This window comes from Halobium salinum (genome assembly GCF_026586625.1).
Taxonomy (GTDB): domain Archaea; phylum Halobacteriota; class Halobacteria; order Halobacteriales; family Haloferacaceae; genus Halobium; species Halobium salinum.
In genome coordinates, this window is sequence record NZ_JAODIW010000008.1 from 44,683 (window position 1) to 58,493 (window position 13,811).

Annotated in this window: 17 protein-coding genes; 4 read left to right on the forward strand and 13 right to left on the reverse strand. The window is 67.5% G+C overall.

Annotation, left to right across the window (positions count from 1 at the left end; all coding sequences use genetic code 11):
• Positions 1-54 precede the first annotated feature (54 nt).
• Entirely contained in the window at positions 55-1,332 is a 1,278-nt protein-coding gene (locus N5095_RS12325; protein WP_267623184.1) for an FAD binding domain-containing protein, read from the forward strand.
• A gap of 162 nt (positions 1,333-1,494) precedes the next feature.
• Here the strand turns inward: N5095_RS12325 and N5095_RS12330 are convergent, their stop codons facing one another.
• The 9 genes from N5095_RS12330 to N5095_RS12370 all read right to left on the reverse strand — a co-directional run bounded on the left by N5095_RS12330 (position 1,495) and on the right by N5095_RS12370 (position 7,316).
• The gene (locus N5095_RS12330) at positions 1,495-2,277 is read right to left on the reverse strand and encodes an SDR family NAD(P)-dependent oxidoreductase (protein WP_267623185.1); all 783 of its coding nucleotides are present in this window, start codon (positions 2,275-2,277) and stop codon (positions 1,495-1,497) included.
• A 74-nt stretch (positions 2,278-2,351) separates the two neighbouring features.
• Positions 2,352-2,645, reverse strand: a complete 294-nt coding sequence (locus N5095_RS12335) for a DUF7967 family protein (protein ID WP_267623186.1) — start codon at positions 2,643-2,645, stop codon at positions 2,352-2,354.
• Positions 2,646-2,694: 49 nt separating this feature from the next.
• A complete protein-coding gene (locus N5095_RS12340; RefSeq protein ID WP_267623187.1) occupies positions 2,695-3,927 on the reverse strand; it encodes a putative manganese transporter in 1,233 nt (410 codons plus the stop codon).
• Between the two features lie 121 nt (positions 3,928-4,048).
• Positions 4,049-4,810 (reverse strand): hypothetical protein, encoded by a 762-nt coding sequence (locus tag N5095_RS12345; RefSeq protein ID WP_267623188.1) that lies wholly within the window; start codon positions 4,808-4,810, stop codon positions 4,049-4,051.
• Positions 4,811-4,963: 153 nt separating this feature from the next.
• Complete coding sequence (locus N5095_RS12350; protein WP_267623189.1) at positions 4,964-5,566, reverse strand: DUF6789 family protein; 603 nt, start codon at positions 5,564-5,566, stop codon at positions 4,964-4,966.
• Positions 5,567-5,686: 120 nt separating this feature from the next.
• Positions 5,687-6,163 (reverse strand): YbaK/EbsC family protein, encoded by a 477-nt coding sequence (locus tag N5095_RS12355; protein WP_267623190.1) that lies wholly within the window; start codon positions 6,161-6,163, stop codon positions 5,687-5,689.
• A gap of 72 nt (positions 6,164-6,235) precedes the next feature.
• Complete coding sequence (locus N5095_RS12360; protein ID WP_267623191.1) at positions 6,236-6,436, reverse strand: DUF1328 domain-containing protein; 201 nt, start codon at positions 6,434-6,436, stop codon at positions 6,236-6,238.
• 234 nt (positions 6,437-6,670) lie between these two features.
• Positions 6,671-6,904, reverse strand: coding sequence for an ArsR family transcriptional regulator (locus N5095_RS12365; protein WP_267623192.1), 234 nt, complete (start codon positions 6,902-6,904; stop codon positions 6,671-6,673).
• A gap of 127 nt (positions 6,905-7,031) precedes the next feature.
• Positions 7,032-7,316, reverse strand: a complete 285-nt coding sequence (locus tag N5095_RS12370; RefSeq protein WP_267623193.1) for a DUF7545 family protein — start codon at positions 7,314-7,316, stop codon at positions 7,032-7,034.
• Positions 7,317-7,483: 167 nt separating this feature from the next.
• On the opposite strand from N5095_RS12370, the gene N5095_RS12375 reads away from it, so the two are divergent.
• Entirely contained in the window at positions 7,484-8,443 is a 960-nt protein-coding gene (locus N5095_RS12375) for a glycosyltransferase family 2 protein (protein WP_267623194.1), read from the forward strand.
• Between the two features lie 715 nt (positions 8,444-9,158).
• Here N5095_RS12375 and N5095_RS12380 read toward each other — a convergent pair.
• Complete coding sequence (locus tag N5095_RS12380) at positions 9,159-10,334, reverse strand: 3-dehydroquinate synthase II (RefSeq protein ID WP_267623195.1); 1,176 nt, start codon at positions 10,332-10,334, stop codon at positions 9,159-9,161.
• A gap of 175 nt (positions 10,335-10,509) precedes the next feature.
• On the opposite strand from N5095_RS12380, the gene N5095_RS12385 reads away from it, so the two are divergent.
• Positions 10,510-11,070: an RDD family protein gene (locus tag N5095_RS12385; protein WP_267623197.1), complete on the forward strand. Its 561-nt coding sequence runs from the start codon at positions 10,510-10,512 to the stop codon at positions 11,068-11,070.
• Between the two features lie 129 nt (positions 11,071-11,199).
• Here the strand turns inward: N5095_RS12385 and N5095_RS12390 are convergent, their stop codons facing one another.
• On the reverse strand, positions 11,200-11,988 hold the full coding sequence (locus N5095_RS12390) for an SDR family NAD(P)-dependent oxidoreductase (protein WP_267623198.1): 789 nt from the start codon (positions 11,986-11,988) through the stop codon (positions 11,200-11,202).
• Between the two features lie 128 nt (positions 11,989-12,116).
• Here N5095_RS12390 and N5095_RS12395 point away from each other — a divergent pair, with 128 nt between their 5' ends.
• The gene (locus tag N5095_RS12395) at positions 12,117-13,091 is read left to right on the forward strand and encodes a ZIP family metal transporter (protein WP_267624471.1); all 975 of its coding nucleotides are present in this window, start codon (positions 12,117-12,119) and stop codon (positions 13,089-13,091) included.
• Between the two features lie 6 nt (positions 13,092-13,097).
• Here the strand turns inward: N5095_RS12395 and N5095_RS12400 are convergent, their stop codons facing one another.
• Together N5095_RS12400 and N5095_RS12405 are read right to left on the reverse strand one after the other, a co-directional pair.
• Positions 13,098-13,265 carry a hypothetical protein gene (locus tag N5095_RS12400; RefSeq protein ID WP_267623199.1) on the reverse strand — a complete coding sequence of 56 codons (168 nt, stop codon included), beginning with the start codon at positions 13,263-13,265 and terminating at the stop codon, positions 13,098-13,100.
• On the reverse strand, positions 13,262-13,723 hold the full coding sequence (locus tag N5095_RS12405) for a DUF2243 domain-containing protein (RefSeq protein WP_267623200.1): 462 nt from the start codon (positions 13,721-13,723) through the stop codon (positions 13,262-13,264). The genes N5095_RS12400 and N5095_RS12405 overlap by 4 nt, the downstream gene beginning before the upstream one ends.
• Between the last annotated feature and the right edge of the window lie 88 nt (positions 13,724-13,811).

A 13,811-nucleotide genomic window follows, 5' to 3' on the forward strand; every position in this document is an offset into this window, starting at 1 on the left:
CGCGGAGCCGACTCCGTTTTCCGAGCCGAGGCCGGATTTGCACCCGAACGACCAGTGACACCTCCACCGTCTCCCGACACCGACTCCGGGACCGACACCGACTCCGGGACCGACACCGGTTCGGGTACCGGGACCGATAGCGACGCAAACGCCGACCCCCGGACCGACCCGACCCCCGACGACGGCCTGTCGGTCGTCGTCTCCGGCGGGTCGATGGGCGGGCTGTTCACGGGGCTCGCGCTTCTCTCCGCCGGCCACGACGTGGACGTGTACGAACGTGCCGAGGGCGGACTCCGGAGTCGCGGCGCCGGTATCGTCGCCCAGCCGGAGATTCTCGACTTCGTCGCCTCCCACGGTATCGGGCGGCCGGCCGACCTGACGACCACCACGTCCCGCCGGCAGTACCTCGCACGGGACGGGACGGTCGAACGGGAACGCCCCGAGCGCATGACGTTCACCGGTTGGGACGCCCTGTACCGACGGCTCCGCGGGGCGCTCCCGGACGAACGCTACCACGCCGGACGGCGCACCGTCGGCGTCGAGGGTTCGGTCGGAGACGGTGACGGGGGCAGAGACGACCTCTCGGACGCCGCGGCGCTGCGCTTCGAGGACGGGTCGAGCGCCGAGGGCGACCTCGCGGTCGTCGCGGAGGGAGGTCGGTCCGCGACCCGCGAGGCGCTCCTGCCGAACGTCGACCCGGAGCCCGCCGGTTACGTCGCCTGGCGTGGCGTGATATCCGAGGACGCCGTCCCGACGCGCGTTCGCGACGCCTTCACCGACACGTTCGTCTTCTACGAGGGGGACGGGGAGCTCGTCCTCGGCTACCGCATCCCGGGGCCCGACGGGGGAACGGAGCCTGGCGGGGGCCGGCTCAACTGGGTGTGGTACGACGACGTCGGTGACGCGGCCGACCGCCGGCGGCTCATGACCGACGCCGACGGGGAGCGAAACGAGTTCTCGGTATCGCCGGGGAGGCTCCGGGACGGCGTCCGGGAGGACCTGCTCGCGGCGGCCACGAGCCGGCTCCCGGACACCTTCACCGACCTCGTCGCGGCGACCGACGACGCGTTCGTCCAGACCGTGTACGACCTGTCGGTGCCGCGGATGCGCTTCGGCCGCGTCTGTCTCCTCGGCGACGCGGCGTTCGTCGCGCGGCCGCACACCGCCGCCGGTACCGCGAAGGCGGCCGCCGACGGGACCCGGCTCGCCCGCGCCCTCGACGGCGCTTGCGGCGTCGACGACGCGCTCGCCGACTGGGCGGGAGCGCGCCTCGACGCCGGACGTCGCCTCGTCGCCGAGGGCGTGCGGATGGGCGACGGGTACATGGAGTGAGCTGACGAGGCGTGCCGGGGGCCGACGAGCCGACCGAACCAGTGACGCGCCGGCCGAACCGAATCGGGGAGAAGGGGGGCCCAAAGCGGCAGAACCGTCTGTAGTGCCTTCCGGACCGACGACCGCCGGCATCGACCCCTCCGCTCGTCTGCTCGACCCGACTCAGTTCACGTGCGCGCCGCCGTCGACCCACACCGTCTCGCCGGTGACGTAGGAGGCGAGGTCGCTCGCGAGGTAGAGGTACGCCCCCGGCAGTTCGTCGGGGGTTCCGGCCCGAAGCGGGAGCGACGGCTCCTCGTCGTCGGGCTCCATCTCCCCCGCGCGCTCGGACCAGCCCTCGGTAATCTCGGTCGCGACGGGGCCGGGGGCGACCGCGTTCACCCGGATTCCCTCGGGGGCGAGTTCGAGCGCCGCCGACCGGGTTATCATCTCCACCGCCCCTTTGCTCGCGGCGTAGTGTGAGTGGGTCCACTCGGCGACCCGCGAGGTCGTCGAGGCGGTGTTGACGACGACGCCCGGTTCCTGCCGGTCGAGCATGTCGCGGGCGGCGGCCTGCGTCCCGAAGTACACCCCGCGGGCGTTGACGCCGAGCACCCGGTCGAACTCCTCGGGTTCGACGTCGAGAAAGCGCAGGTTGCGGTGGACGCCGGCGTTGTTCACCATGACGCTCACGCCGCCGTAGTCGCGGGCGGCCTCGACGACGGCCTCGACGGCGCTCGGCTCGGACACGTCGGTCTCGACGAACTCGGCCTCGCCGCCGTACTCGCGAATCAGTTCGTGGGTCGGCGTCGACTCGCCGTCGACTTTCGGCTCCTCGCGCACGTCGGCGACGAGGACGGTCGCGCCGGCCTCGCCGAACGCGCGAGCGACGGCCCGGCCGATACCGCTCGACCCGCCGGTGACGATGGCGACCTCGTCCGCGAAGTCGGGAGTGAGCGTTCGCATGGTCGTCGTTCGGGCCGACGTGGCCTCAACGTTCGTGTGGCCGTGAAGCGTGCCGGATTCTCGACGAGCGCGCCTTATATCAGGTCGTTCGGGTCGTGTTCCGCCCGCATCCGCCGAGCCTCCGCGGCGTAGCGCTCCCGTTCATCGGTGTCCTCGACCGCGCCGAGGCTGTCCTCGTCGGCGTCGACGGCGGCGGTGGTGTCCCGCCGGTCCCCGAAGCTCGTCAGCGCCCGCTCCTTGCGGAGGTAGCGCGAGCCGTCCGGCGTGGCGTAGACGAGGATGACGATGTTCTGTTCGTCGTCGGAGTAGGTGCGCTCGACGAGCCAGACCCGCTTCGTCTCGGTCTGCCGGTTCGTGGTCGTGTTCATGTCGTATGGTCGGGTTGGCGAAGAGTTAGCGGTTCTGTGAAGTGTGATATCAGCCCAGCACGCCGAAGCCGAACATCGGGCCGAACAGCAGATGCATGCCGACGCCGACGACGAGCGCCGGCACCGTCGTGTAGATGGACGCGATGACCGCGGCCTTCTTGTCGATGGCGATGAGCGGGAACAGCGCGTCGCCGTCCTGGCTGATTGCGTTCGCGGTGAGCGCCGAGAACGGGATGGCCCCCTCGGCGTAGGCCGTGGCGAGCACGATCTGCGGGCCGCAACCGGGGATGAGTCCGAGCGCCGCGCCGGCGACGGGCGCGAGGACGCCGACCGCGGCGGCGACCGCGGCGAGGTCGAGCCCGCTGAACAGCATGGTGTACTCGTACAGCAGGTACGCCGTGATGACCCAGACGGTGACGAAGGAGGTCTCCATCCCGGCGTGGGTCAGGGTCTCGCGGACGTTCGCGAACGTGTCTCGGGCCTGCCCGACGTGCCCGTGCCCGACGTACCGCCGGCCGACGAAGTACAGGTAGAACGACAGCGCGGTGCCGGTGATGCCGAAGACGGTGAAGACGCCGGCGTAGTCGAGACCGAGTGCGAGCGGCACGTCCGGGGCGCCGCGCAGGAGATAGAGGGTCCCGGCGACGAGCGCGACCGCGGCGGCGACCCACCAGAGGGCGAGCGCGCCGAGCGAGAGCCGTCTCATCAGGGGGTTGTTCCGGGTCGGTGCGTCGACCTCACAGCCGGCCTCGTCCTCGTAGTGGTGGACCTGACTGCCGACGCCGGCGGCGGCGAAGTGTTCACGTCGCCCCGCGCCGGCGACGGGGACGCCGCCGTCCGTGACGGAAGGCCGGAGGCTGGCGACCGCGCGGTCGATGCGGTCGACGCCGAGGCCGAACGTGTCGACGGCGTAGCCGAACACGACCGCCGAGACGAACGCGATGCCGTAGGCGTACAGCGCCGCCTCGGGGGCGAGCGCGAGGATGACGAACGCCGAGTCGCCGGCGGTGGCGATGAGCGTCGCGACGACCGTCCCGAACGACACCGAACCGCGCACGTACAGCGGCATCATGACGATGGCGCCGCCACAGCCGGGCGTGAGGCCCATCAGGGCGCCGACCAGCGGGCCGGCGCGGCGGTTCTCTTCGAGGCGGCGGATGAGCCTCCCGTCGGTCTTGTACTGGACGTAACTGAACAGCAGGACCGTGACCGCGACGAACGCGCTGACCTGGACGAACCCGTCGCGGACGGAGGCGAGAAAGATATCGAGTAGTTCTGACATAGCGGGGTTCCGGTTTAGACGTATCTAAATATCAGTTTCGTCGGAGAGAACTTATACGTTCGTATGTGAACGAGTGAATGTCGGTCGAGTTATAGGTCCGGCGACCAGCGGGCGAGGCCGTTCAGGTGGATCGCGTCTCGTCGCGGTCGGTATCAGGGGTCGGTAGGGTGTCCGCCGTCGACCCGTCGCCGTCGGCGACGACGTACCCGTGGCAGGCGAGCGCCCGTTCGACGACCGAGGAAAGGCGTTCTCTGGGGGTTCCGCTCAGTTCGAGCAGCGCCTGGTCCTCACGGACGAGACGGATCGGGGTTCGTTCGCCCACCGCATCCTCCTTCCCCTCCTTCACCCGGCCATCTTCGCTCTTGACGCCCTCGCGCTCCTCGGACTCCACGAGCGCGTACTGCCGGAGATACTTCTTCCCGTCGTCGCCGAAGAGGGCGACGAGCACGGTCGAGGGGCTCCCACTCGTGTCCCCGGTGTCGTCGACGTCGGGGTCGTAGTCGCCGCTCTCGACGACGGTGACGCGCTCGAAGTCCGAGAGGTCGGTGCTGAGTCTACCCCGGACGAGCTGCTCTTCGACCCACGAACGCTCCCACTCCTCGCGCTCGTCGGTGTTCTGTGTTCGGCCGACCACCCGGTCAGGGGTGACCTCGACGACCTCCCACTTTCGGACGTGTGCGGACTCCATCTCGGGGCGGCTCCGGCCCCGAACGTCCCCCTCCATCAGGAGGTCGCCGCGGCGGACGCGGAAGTATCGGGGGCTCGGGAGGGCGAAGTCCACGTAAATCTCGTCGGGCGTCAGGCCGACGCCCGCACGGGCGCCCTGATAGTGGCGCGTCTCTAGAGTCGTCGTCTCGGTTTTGCGGTCGATGTGTGTACTCATACGCCGCAGTATGAGGCGTCCTGAGGGGATAAGCGCAGAGTCGCCCCTGGCGGAACGAAACCGTCGGCTGGCGCGGTTTCGGCCGCGCGGCTCGGGTCGTTCGAGTCGTCTGTGTCACCTGCACCGTCCGCGCGTCCGTGTCACCTGTGTCGCCTACATCGCCTGCGCGTCCGTGTCCTCCCGGGTCGGAGAACTGGTCGCTCGATGGCGACGGTCAGCGGCGGATTCGCGAGCGCCCCCCCTCGACGGCGGCGTCTCGTACACTCGTCCACGTCGCTCGCGGGACGTGAGCCACGTTCCGAGCGTGAGCCCGTAAACGGCGTGACCGGCGTGGAAGACGAGCGCGTGGTCCGGCTCCAGCCCGCGCCGCAGGAGTCGCGGGAAGAGCACCCGCGTGCCGAATATGGAGAGCAGGAGGCCGTACGCCACGCCGAGGGTGACCCCGGTCGGGTCGCGCCCGAGCGGCGACCGACGCGTCGCCCACTCCAGAATCGGTCCGAAGAGGGCGCCGGCGACGGTTCCGTAGAGGAGGTGGAGCACGAACCCCTGAGCCGGGTACTGTTCGGCCTCGCCACCGCCGACGTAGCGCGCCCAGAACTCGGCCGTCGGCGGCAGGGCGCGGAAGACGGGGGCGCGATAGACTGTCATCACGACGGTCGCCACCAGCCCCCCAACCGCCCCGTCGACCGCCGCGTGGCGTGTGAGGGGGTCGGTTCGGTCGGTGACGACGGTTCGGAGTCGGGTCAGTGCGTTCACGGTCCGGAGTCAACGCTCGCCGAGCGGGTAGCCTTGTCGTGGCCGATTAGTCGATGAGCAGACATGAACCCGAACACGGCCGGCTGAGCCAGCCTCAGCCACGAACGCCACGACTCGGCCTCAGGCGGTCACGTCGGCGACGGTCGCCTCGGCCAGTTCGCGCAGGCGCTCCGGGTCGACCTCGAACACCGTCGTCGGGGTCCCGGCGGCCGCCCACACGGTGTCGTAGTCGAGCAACGCGGGGTCCATGAGCGTCGGATTCTCCGCGGTGTGACAGATGGGCGGAACCCCACCGATGGCCCACCCCGTCACTTCGCGGACGGTGTCGGCGTCGGCCATCGCGACCGCGTCGGGGTCGACGCCGAAGTGGTCGGCCAGTCGGGACTCGTCGACGCGGTTCGCGCCGCTGGTGAGCGCGACGACCGGTTCGCCGTCGACGACGAAGACGAGACTGCTCACGATGGCGCCGACGGGACAGCCGATGGCCGCCGCGGCGTCCGCGGCCGTCTTCGTCCCCTCCGGGAACTCCTGGACCGTCGGGTCGAGGTCGTATCGTTCGGTCGCCTCCGTGACGAACTCCTCCGCGCGAGCGTGCATGACGTGGTCGCGAGATTCCTCGGCGACAGCATAAGGTTTCTCGAACGGGGGCCGGGACGGAATCGACCCGCGCTACAGGAGGAGGGAGACGACGAACAGGACGAGGAAGATGATAACGAGGATTCTCGCGATTCCCATCGAGACGCCTGCGATTCCACGGAATCCGGCGACGCCGGCGAGAATCGCCAGGACGAGGAACACGACGGCGTACCAGAGGAAGCCGCCGCCGGACTGCAGCGGAACGGCCGCGAGAGCGAGCGCTGTCGCCGTCATCGTCGTACCTTCGGGTCCTCGCTCACTCCGCCCGATTCGATGCCGTGTTCTCCGTGTGGGCAACAGCAGTTGTGACGCATACGTCCCGATGGTCGGGTACCTCCACCTTCGTTCTGCTTCCCCTACACCCGATTATGAAGTTGATAGTGCGTGGCGTGTAGCCACCGACGACACCCTACGATGGCCTACGGTGGCGCTCCCTCGACGGAAAAAACTGGGTTCGGACCCGGTCGCTCAGTTCGGGTGCGGCCGGAGCCACACCGGTGTCTCGGTGCTCGCGCGCGCTTTCGTCAGGTCGTGGCGCTCGGCCAACTCGTCGAGGAGCCGAACGGCGCGCCGGCGCTCGATGTCGAGTTCCTCGGCGACCATCAGGGCCGTCTTGGGTTGGTAGACGGAGAACGTCGACAGGACGTCCTCTTCGGTCAGTTTCTCCCCCGTCGTCGCCCGCTGTTCGAGTCTCGCTGGCATTGCTCCTCCCTGCCCGTGAGGTATGCTACCGGTAACCAAAAACTTGTCTGACCCCTGAAAAACAGGTTCGGTTGGTGGAAATTCTCACCCGAATTCGAGTTGCGAACGGGTCGGTTGGTCGGCGCGGTCAGTGGCTGTGACCCGTCGCCTCGGCGAAGGAGACGCCGAAGCGCTCCTCGAACAGCTCCTGGGCGGCCTCGTCCATCTGCTCGAGGTCCGGGGGCACCTCGCCCTCGGAGTGGTGGACGATGGCGTGCGCGCGCTGGACGAACGCCATCAGCGTCACGTCGCCGACGACGGCCGTCGGCTCCTCACCCTGCTCCGCCAGTACGTCGACCAGTCCGGCCGGCAGTTCGACCTCGTCGCTGTCGCCGTCCGGCCCTTCTATCGTGTAGGTCTCGGTGTCTACCATACCGCGCACTGAGCGTCCGATACTTAAGGGTCTGTGGGAATCGAGCGGCCCGACTCCCGATAATACCATCCTCTGGAGACAGAGGGCGCTCCGTTTCCTCTCGCTCAACGTCGCATCAGAGGCATCTAGCAGTGACAGTTATTATTCATTCGTACCATTGGTCTCCAATGTCCCTCGTTAGTGTACTCATCCCGACGTACAACAGAGCTGGATACATCGGCGGGGCCATCGAAACGGCGTTACGCCAAACTTATCGGGATATCGAAGTCGTTGTCGTCTGCGATGGATCCGCAGACGGAACCGGGAGAGTCATCGAAGACTACACTAACGATGACCGAGTTCGGGTACGATACAACGACGAGAATCGGGGCATCTCATACAGTTTCAACCGGGCAGCCGAGGTGGCTGACGGGGAGTACTACTGTATTCTTGGGGACGACGACCGATGGCATCCGGAGAAAGTGCAACGCCAGGTCGAGCGTTTGAGCGAGTTAGACGAAGAGTTCGGGATGCTCTACACGGGCGGCGTCGTCACGGACGAGGACGGACGGGTCATCGTCCGCCACCGTCCGAAAAAGCGAGGAGACGTCTATCCGGAGGTGCTCGCCGCGTTCGATTTTGAACCACATTCGAGTCATATGATAAAACAGCGCTTCTACGAGGCGGTTGGCGGGTTCGATGTGTCGCTCCCTCGTGGTGTCGACTGGGATATGACCATCCGACTCGCGAAACGGTGTAAAATCGACTACCTACCAGAGGTGCTCGTGCGCCGTATTAGCCACTCCTCGAACGTCTCCGAGGATCCGAAGCAACAGCTCTACGGTAGTCTCGTCTGGCAGAAGTACCGCGACGAAATCGTGCAGCATCCGAACGTCGCCCGTAAGTTCGTCGCCGGTTGGCTTCGGGAGAAAGCACGCTACGACCTGCAGGAGAACCGAGCGTGGGCGGCGAGCGTCTGCGCCGCGGCTACGGCATTTGGATGCGACCGCTCGCTTGTCAGCGCCGTGTATCTCGGCGCCGCCCTCACAGGGCCGACTGGTTTTGACGCAACGGCCGCGGTGAGGCGCGAACTCGTGGACACTCGTTCGAGGCGTCTGAATAGGAATCACAGTTGGACGGAGTGGTGACGTACATCCCGATGGTTCGAGCAGTCGGATTTCGAATCTGATGACGATCACGCGTGACCAACGCAGTCCGGCGAACGTCCGTCTATGGCGTCCTGGATAGACGTACGTCTAGGCCGAAACGAGGCTAGCTGATTTTGGCACATTGAGTGTCCCTCCAATCGGTGTTCGTGGCATAGACTGGAACTGGAGCGCCACGAGGCTTTCTAGAGCCGAACTGACTCGACCTCTAAACTCGAAGCGCGAATTCGGACATATGTTAGAGAACTAGTTGCTGCTCGGAAATTGACCTCTGTTCCGTCTCGCAGTAATCGCAGTATTCGTCCTCTATGTAGACTCCGCTCACCTCCGTCCGCAGCTGGGGCACTTTCGGAGTGAGTCGCCTTCACCCTCCATCGGGTTCCCAGTCGAATCAGAACCAGTACGTCTCCGAGGCCCACATATCAGTATTTTCACTACCGGTGGGCGCCCCTTCGACGCAGGCACCGAATGTGGACCGAGAGAGCCGACGTGAACGTCACCTTCCTGAGTTGTGTATTCTAGTGCCCACCCTCATCAGGATCTGCAATCAAGAGTACGGGAATGTACCGTAGTACTATCGTGAGGGCTCGGGTGACAACTCGAAGGCAACGATTTCCGGCGAGGGAAGTCGAGCGACACGCGATACGAGCCCGTCAGCGCGCACCCACAGAGAACAGTCTCCATCGCCCCAACCCGTCTACTTCTCGATGATGCTCTCTTCGATCTCCTCGCCGAAGTGCCGGGCCTCGGCGCCGTAGTACAGCAGCACCTTGTCGCCCGGTTCGAGGTCGGTGACGGCCTTTCGCCCCTCGCTGGTGGGCACTTTGATGGTCTCCGCGTTCTGGAGGAGGGTCTCGACGCGGTCCTCGCCCTCCTCGGTCTCGACGCGGGCCTCGACGCGGAACATCGGGCGCTTCTCTATCTTGACGCGGCCGACGATGGCTTCTCTCGTCTTGCCGTCGCCGTCGACGATCTGCACCTCGTCGCCGGACTGGAGTTCGGCGAGGTACTTCGTCCCGCCGCCGGGGGTTCGAACGTAAGCGTGGACGGCGCCGGCGTTGACGCGGAACGGTCGGGAGGCGACGTACGGCGACTCGGCGGTCTCGCCGTGGACGAAGAAGAGTCCGCGGGACATGGAGCCGACGAGCATCCCCTCGTCGTGGTCGAGCAGGCTCCCGGTGTCGACGCAGACGCGGTCGGCCATCCCGGTGCGCTCGACGGTCGTCACTTCGGCCCAGACCAGGTCGAGCTGTTCGCGCTCGCTCGCGTCGCGCACCGCGACGGTCTCGCGAATCTCGTCGGGGTTGTCCGAGTCGAGAAGCACGGCGTCGGCGCCCTGTTCGAGCGTCTCGAAGGCGGTTTTGGCCTCCTCCGCGCTCGTGACGCCCGCGACGAGCGTCGTCTCCTCGCCGATGCGCGCGATGAGGTTCTCGAGGGGGATGATCTGCCAGTTCTCGCCGACGACGACTGTGAACTCGGCCTCGCGGGCAGCGGCCTCCGCGAACGCCTCGTAGTCCTCGTCGAAGACCCGAACGAAGGCCCCCTGTGCGCGGTTGTCACTCCGGCGAAGCGTCGAGAGGTCCGCCGAACCCGAGAAGTCGGAGGGGAGGTCGACCGTCCCGTCGCCCTCGCCGTCCTTCCCGACGACGTAGGCGTCCGGCTCCGCGCGGTCCGTCTCGGCCTCGTCGACCATGTCGGCGTCCGAGCGGAACGCCGCGACCTTCACGTCGCCCAGCTCACGGACGCGGGCCACGTCGGCCTCGTCGACGAGCACCCAGTCCACGCCGGCCTCCAACCCGGCGGTGATGCGTCGCTTTCGCACGTTCCAGTCGCCGACCTCGTCGTCGGCCTTCAACCAGACGCTCCGTGTCATTAGGTGGGCCTCACGGTGACGCGGTATCAAAATGGCGGATGGAGCAGGGTCGGACGACGACTCGAGTTGGGCCCGACACCCGTCGGCCGAAATTGTAAATAATATATTATTTCTACTCGGAGTACATGTCAGAATCCGATACATTGATGTCGGGGAGTTGCCATTGTCCGCAGGCATGGCAACAGCAGTAGAAGCCGAAAGACGGACGGATTCGCCGACCTCGGTGGGCACACCCACCCGGGAAGACACCGACATCATCGGGAAGCGCGTGGGCGCGGAGCTCATCGACAACGTCCTGATGTTCGTCCTCTACGTCGCCGTGATGGTCCCGTTCGTTGGCGCGAGCGCCCTTCTCGGCGGAGCGGGAGGCGACACGGCCGCTGCGGCCGCGATGGGCGGTGCACTCGTCGGCACGCTCCTCGCCTCGCTCTCGCTGTACCTGTACAACGTCGGTCTGGAGGGGTGGTGGGACGGGCAGACCGTCGGCAAGCGCCTCCTCGGCATCACAGTCGTTCAGGAGGACGGAAGCGACGTGACGCCCGGCAAGGCGGCCATCCGCGCGGCCCCGCTCCTGGCGATGGCCCCGTTCGGGATGCTCGGCGTTATCGGCGGCATCCTCTCGATGCCGGTGTTCGGCTGCTTCCTCGTCGTCGGTATCGTCTCCATCGCGGTCAGCGACAAGCGCCAGCGCCTTGCCGACCGCGTCGCCGGGACCGTCGTCGTCGAAGCGCACTGAGACCCGGACGCGAGACGCGTCGGTTTTCACCGGATTCACGCCCCGAAAGCGGCGGCCACGGTCGCTCGAGCCGACCCCCGAGCAGCGGGGCCCGTCGCCACGGGAGGAGTGGCCGCGACCGTCGCCGACCTAATACACCTGCCAGCCGCCGTCGACGTGCAACAGCTCGCCCGTCACGTACGAGGCGGCGTCGCTGGCGAGGTAGAGGTAGGCGCCGGCGCAGTCCTCGGGCGTCCCCGCCCGACCGAGCGGAATCGGCTTCGCGAGGCCGCCCTCGGCTCCCTTCTCGGTCGCCTCCGCGGTCCACCCCTCCACGAACTCGGTGGCGATTTGGCCCGGCGCGACGGCGTTCACCCGAACTCCGTGTTCGGCGAGTTCGAGCGCCGCGCCGCGCGTAATCATCCGGACCGCACCTTTCGTCGCGTCGTACTGCACCTGCCCGGCCTGCGCGAGGTTCGAGGAGATGGACGCCGTGTTGACGACGACGCCCTCGTGGTCGCGGTCGACGAACTCCCGCGCCGCGACCTTCGTGCCGAAGTAGACGCTCCCGACGTTCACCGACAGGATACGTTCGAGTTCGTCGCGCTCGACGTCGAACATGCGCTTCGGGAGCTGCATCGCCGCGTTGTTCACCATCACGTCCAACCCCCCGTAGTCGCGGGCGGCCTCGACCACCGCGGCCAGTTGGTCCGGGTCCGAGGCGTCGGTCTCGACGTACTCGGCCGTCCCGCCCGCCTCTCGGACGGCCTCGTGGGTCGGCGTCGACTCGCCCTCGTCTTTCGGCTCCTCGCGAAGGTCGGCGTTGATGACGGTCGCACCCGCCTCGCCGAACGCGCGGGCGACGGCCCGGCCGATGCCGCTCGACGCACCCGTGACGACGACGGTTCGGTCCGTGAAATCCGTGGGGCTTGTCGGCATAGGCCACGAGTCGACCGGGAGGGACAAAACGACTCGGTCGGTCTACGGCCCATCGAGTTTAGGCGAACCGAAAATTAGTTCGCTATTTGAAAAGATACTTCGCGTTCGGTGTGCTAGCCACACTCGTCATGGGGGTGCTCGAGAACCTCGTCTTCGTCTTCGTCGCCGGGCTTCTCACGGCGTTCGCGACGGGGCTCGGAGCGGTGCCGTTCTTCTTCGTCGACGAGTTCAGCGACCGCTGGCGCGTCGCGCTGTGGGGACTCGCCGGCGGCATCATGGTCTCCGCCTCCGTGTTCGGCCTCGTCACCGAGGGGCTGGCGGCGGCGACCGGACGCTGGCAGCTCGCGGTCGGGCTTCTCGCCGGCGTGGTGCTCGTCGTCGTCGCCGACGCCGTGCTCGACCACGTCGACATCGGCGGAGATGGCCACGACCACGACGACAGCCACCACCACGGAGCCGGAGACGACGACGACCACGACCACTCCGACGACCAGGCTCACGAGGTGACTCGGCCTTCACCGGACGGCGGTCGCGGTCACACCGACGGTCACACTCACGCCGACGGCCACGGCCACGACCACCACGTCGACCCGCAGGCCATCGTCGAGGGCGACCTCAAGAAGCTCGTGCTCATCCTCGGCGTGCTCACCGTCCACAGCTTCCCCGAAGGCGTCGCCGTCGGCGTCTCCTTCGCCGAACTCGGCTTCGAAGGTGGCATCCCCGTCCTCGGACTCACCGTCCCGGTACTCGCGGTGTTCATGACTGTCGCCATCTCCATCCACAACGTCCCGGAAGGGCTCGCCATCTCCATCCCGCTCCAGGAGCTGGGGGTGAGCCGCTGGCGGATGGTCGGCGCGGCGGTGTTCTCCAGTCTCCCCCAGCCCATCGGCGCCGTCATCGCCTTCTACTTCGTCCGCATCGCCCGGGAGTTCCTCCCTATCGGCTTCGGGTTCGCCGCGGGGGCGATGATATTTCTCGTCCTCACCGAGTTCATCCCCGAGGCGCTCTCGGTCGGTCGAGAGTTGCCCGGGAGGGGGTACCGCGAACTCGCCGTCGGGCTGACGGTCGGCGTGCTCGGGATGGTGCCGCTGGCGTTCGTCTGAACCGCCTCAGAACAGTCGCGCGACCACAGCGTCGAGTGCGAGCGTCCCGCCCCACGCCAGGAGGCCGACCGCGAGAACCGACCCGACGAGGACGACCACTCCCGGCGGGGCCGTCGCCGGTGCACCGCCGTGGAGCAGGGTCGGAGCCGTCGACCCGACGACCGGGACCGTCACGTCCGCGACACCTCCGCGTTCCGGTAGACGAGGACACCCGCCGCGGCGAGCAGCAGGCTCACGACGAACCAGTGAGGGTCGTAGGCCCCGTCCATCCCGACCGCGTGGTGGAGACCCAGCAGCCAGTGGTTGACGACGACGTCGAACACGTCGAAGGTGCCGAGGCCGAACAGCGCCGCCCCGGCGAGCGCCCGCGCCGGGAGCGGGTCGACCGCCCGACGCTCCGCGCGCCAGACGACCCCCGCGCCGGCGAGTGCGACGACGAGCATCGCCACGGAGAACAGGCCGTCGGCGACGAGGTTCGTCCGGAGTCCCGACAGCGTCGCCGGGGACACGACGTTCGAGACGAGGTGGTGCCACTGGAAGACGAGATGGAGTACGAGCACGTCGACGAGCCCGCTGACGCCGAACCCGAAGACGCCGGCGCCGACGAGTCCCCGCCGGGTCTGGTCGTCCATACCGAAGTCGCGCCCGGCGGGTAGGTAGGCGTTGAGGCCGCGAGAAGCGTCACGTCGTGGCGCGTGAGAGACGTACTCGATTCCCCTC

What these genes read in the sequence shown, in the direction of transcription:
- N5095_RS12345 (WP_267623188.1), bottom strand. Translation starts at nt 4,810, where the DNA reads ATGAGTACACACATCGACCGCAAAACCGAGACGACGACTCTAGAGACG.
- N5095_RS12360 (WP_267623191.1), bottom strand. Translation starts at nt 6,436, where the DNA reads ATGACGGCGACAGCGCTCGCTCTCGCGGCCGTTCCGCTGCAGTCCGGC.
- N5095_RS12340 (WP_267623187.1), bottom strand. Translation starts at nt 3,927, where the DNA reads ATGTCAGAACTACTCGATATCTTTCTCGCCTCCGTCCGCGACGGGTTC.
- N5095_RS12370 (WP_267623193.1), bottom strand. Translation starts at nt 7,316, where the DNA reads ATGGTAGACACCGAGACCTACACGATAGAAGGGCCGGACGGCGACAGC.
- N5095_RS12355 (WP_267623190.1), bottom strand. Translation starts at nt 6,163, where the DNA reads ATGCACGCTCGCGCGGAGGAGTTCGTCACGGAGGCGACCGAACGATAC.
- N5095_RS12405 (WP_267623200.1), bottom strand. Translation starts at nt 13,723, where the DNA reads ATGGACGACCAGACCCGGCGGGGACTCGTCGGCGCCGGCGTCTTCGGG.
- N5095_RS12380 (WP_267623195.1), bottom strand. Translation starts at nt 10,334, where the DNA reads ATGACACGGAGCGTCTGGTTGAAGGCCGACGACGAGGTCGGCGACTGG.
- N5095_RS12365 (WP_267623192.1), bottom strand. Translation starts at nt 6,904, where the DNA reads ATGCCAGCGAGACTCGAACAGCGGGCGACGACGGGGGAGAAACTGACC.
- N5095_RS12395 (WP_267624471.1), top strand. Translation starts at nt 12,117, where the DNA reads ATGGGGGTGCTCGAGAACCTCGTCTTCGTCTTCGTCGCCGGGCTTCTC.
- N5095_RS12330 (WP_267623185.1), bottom strand. Translation starts at nt 2,277, where the DNA reads ATGCGAACGCTCACTCCCGACTTCGCGGACGAGGTCGCCATCGTCACC.
- N5095_RS12375 (WP_267623194.1), top strand. Translation starts at nt 7,484, where the DNA reads ATGTCCCTCGTTAGTGTACTCATCCCGACGTACAACAGAGCTGGATAC.
- N5095_RS12385 (WP_267623197.1), top strand. Translation starts at nt 10,510, where the DNA reads ATGGCAACAGCAGTAGAAGCCGAAAGACGGACGGATTCGCCGACCTCG.
- N5095_RS12390 (WP_267623198.1), bottom strand. Translation starts at nt 11,988, where the DNA reads ATGCCGACAAGCCCCACGGATTTCACGGACCGAACCGTCGTCGTCACG.
- N5095_RS12335 (WP_267623186.1), bottom strand. Translation starts at nt 2,645, where the DNA reads ATGAACACGACCACGAACCGGCAGACCGAGACGAAGCGGGTCTGGCTC.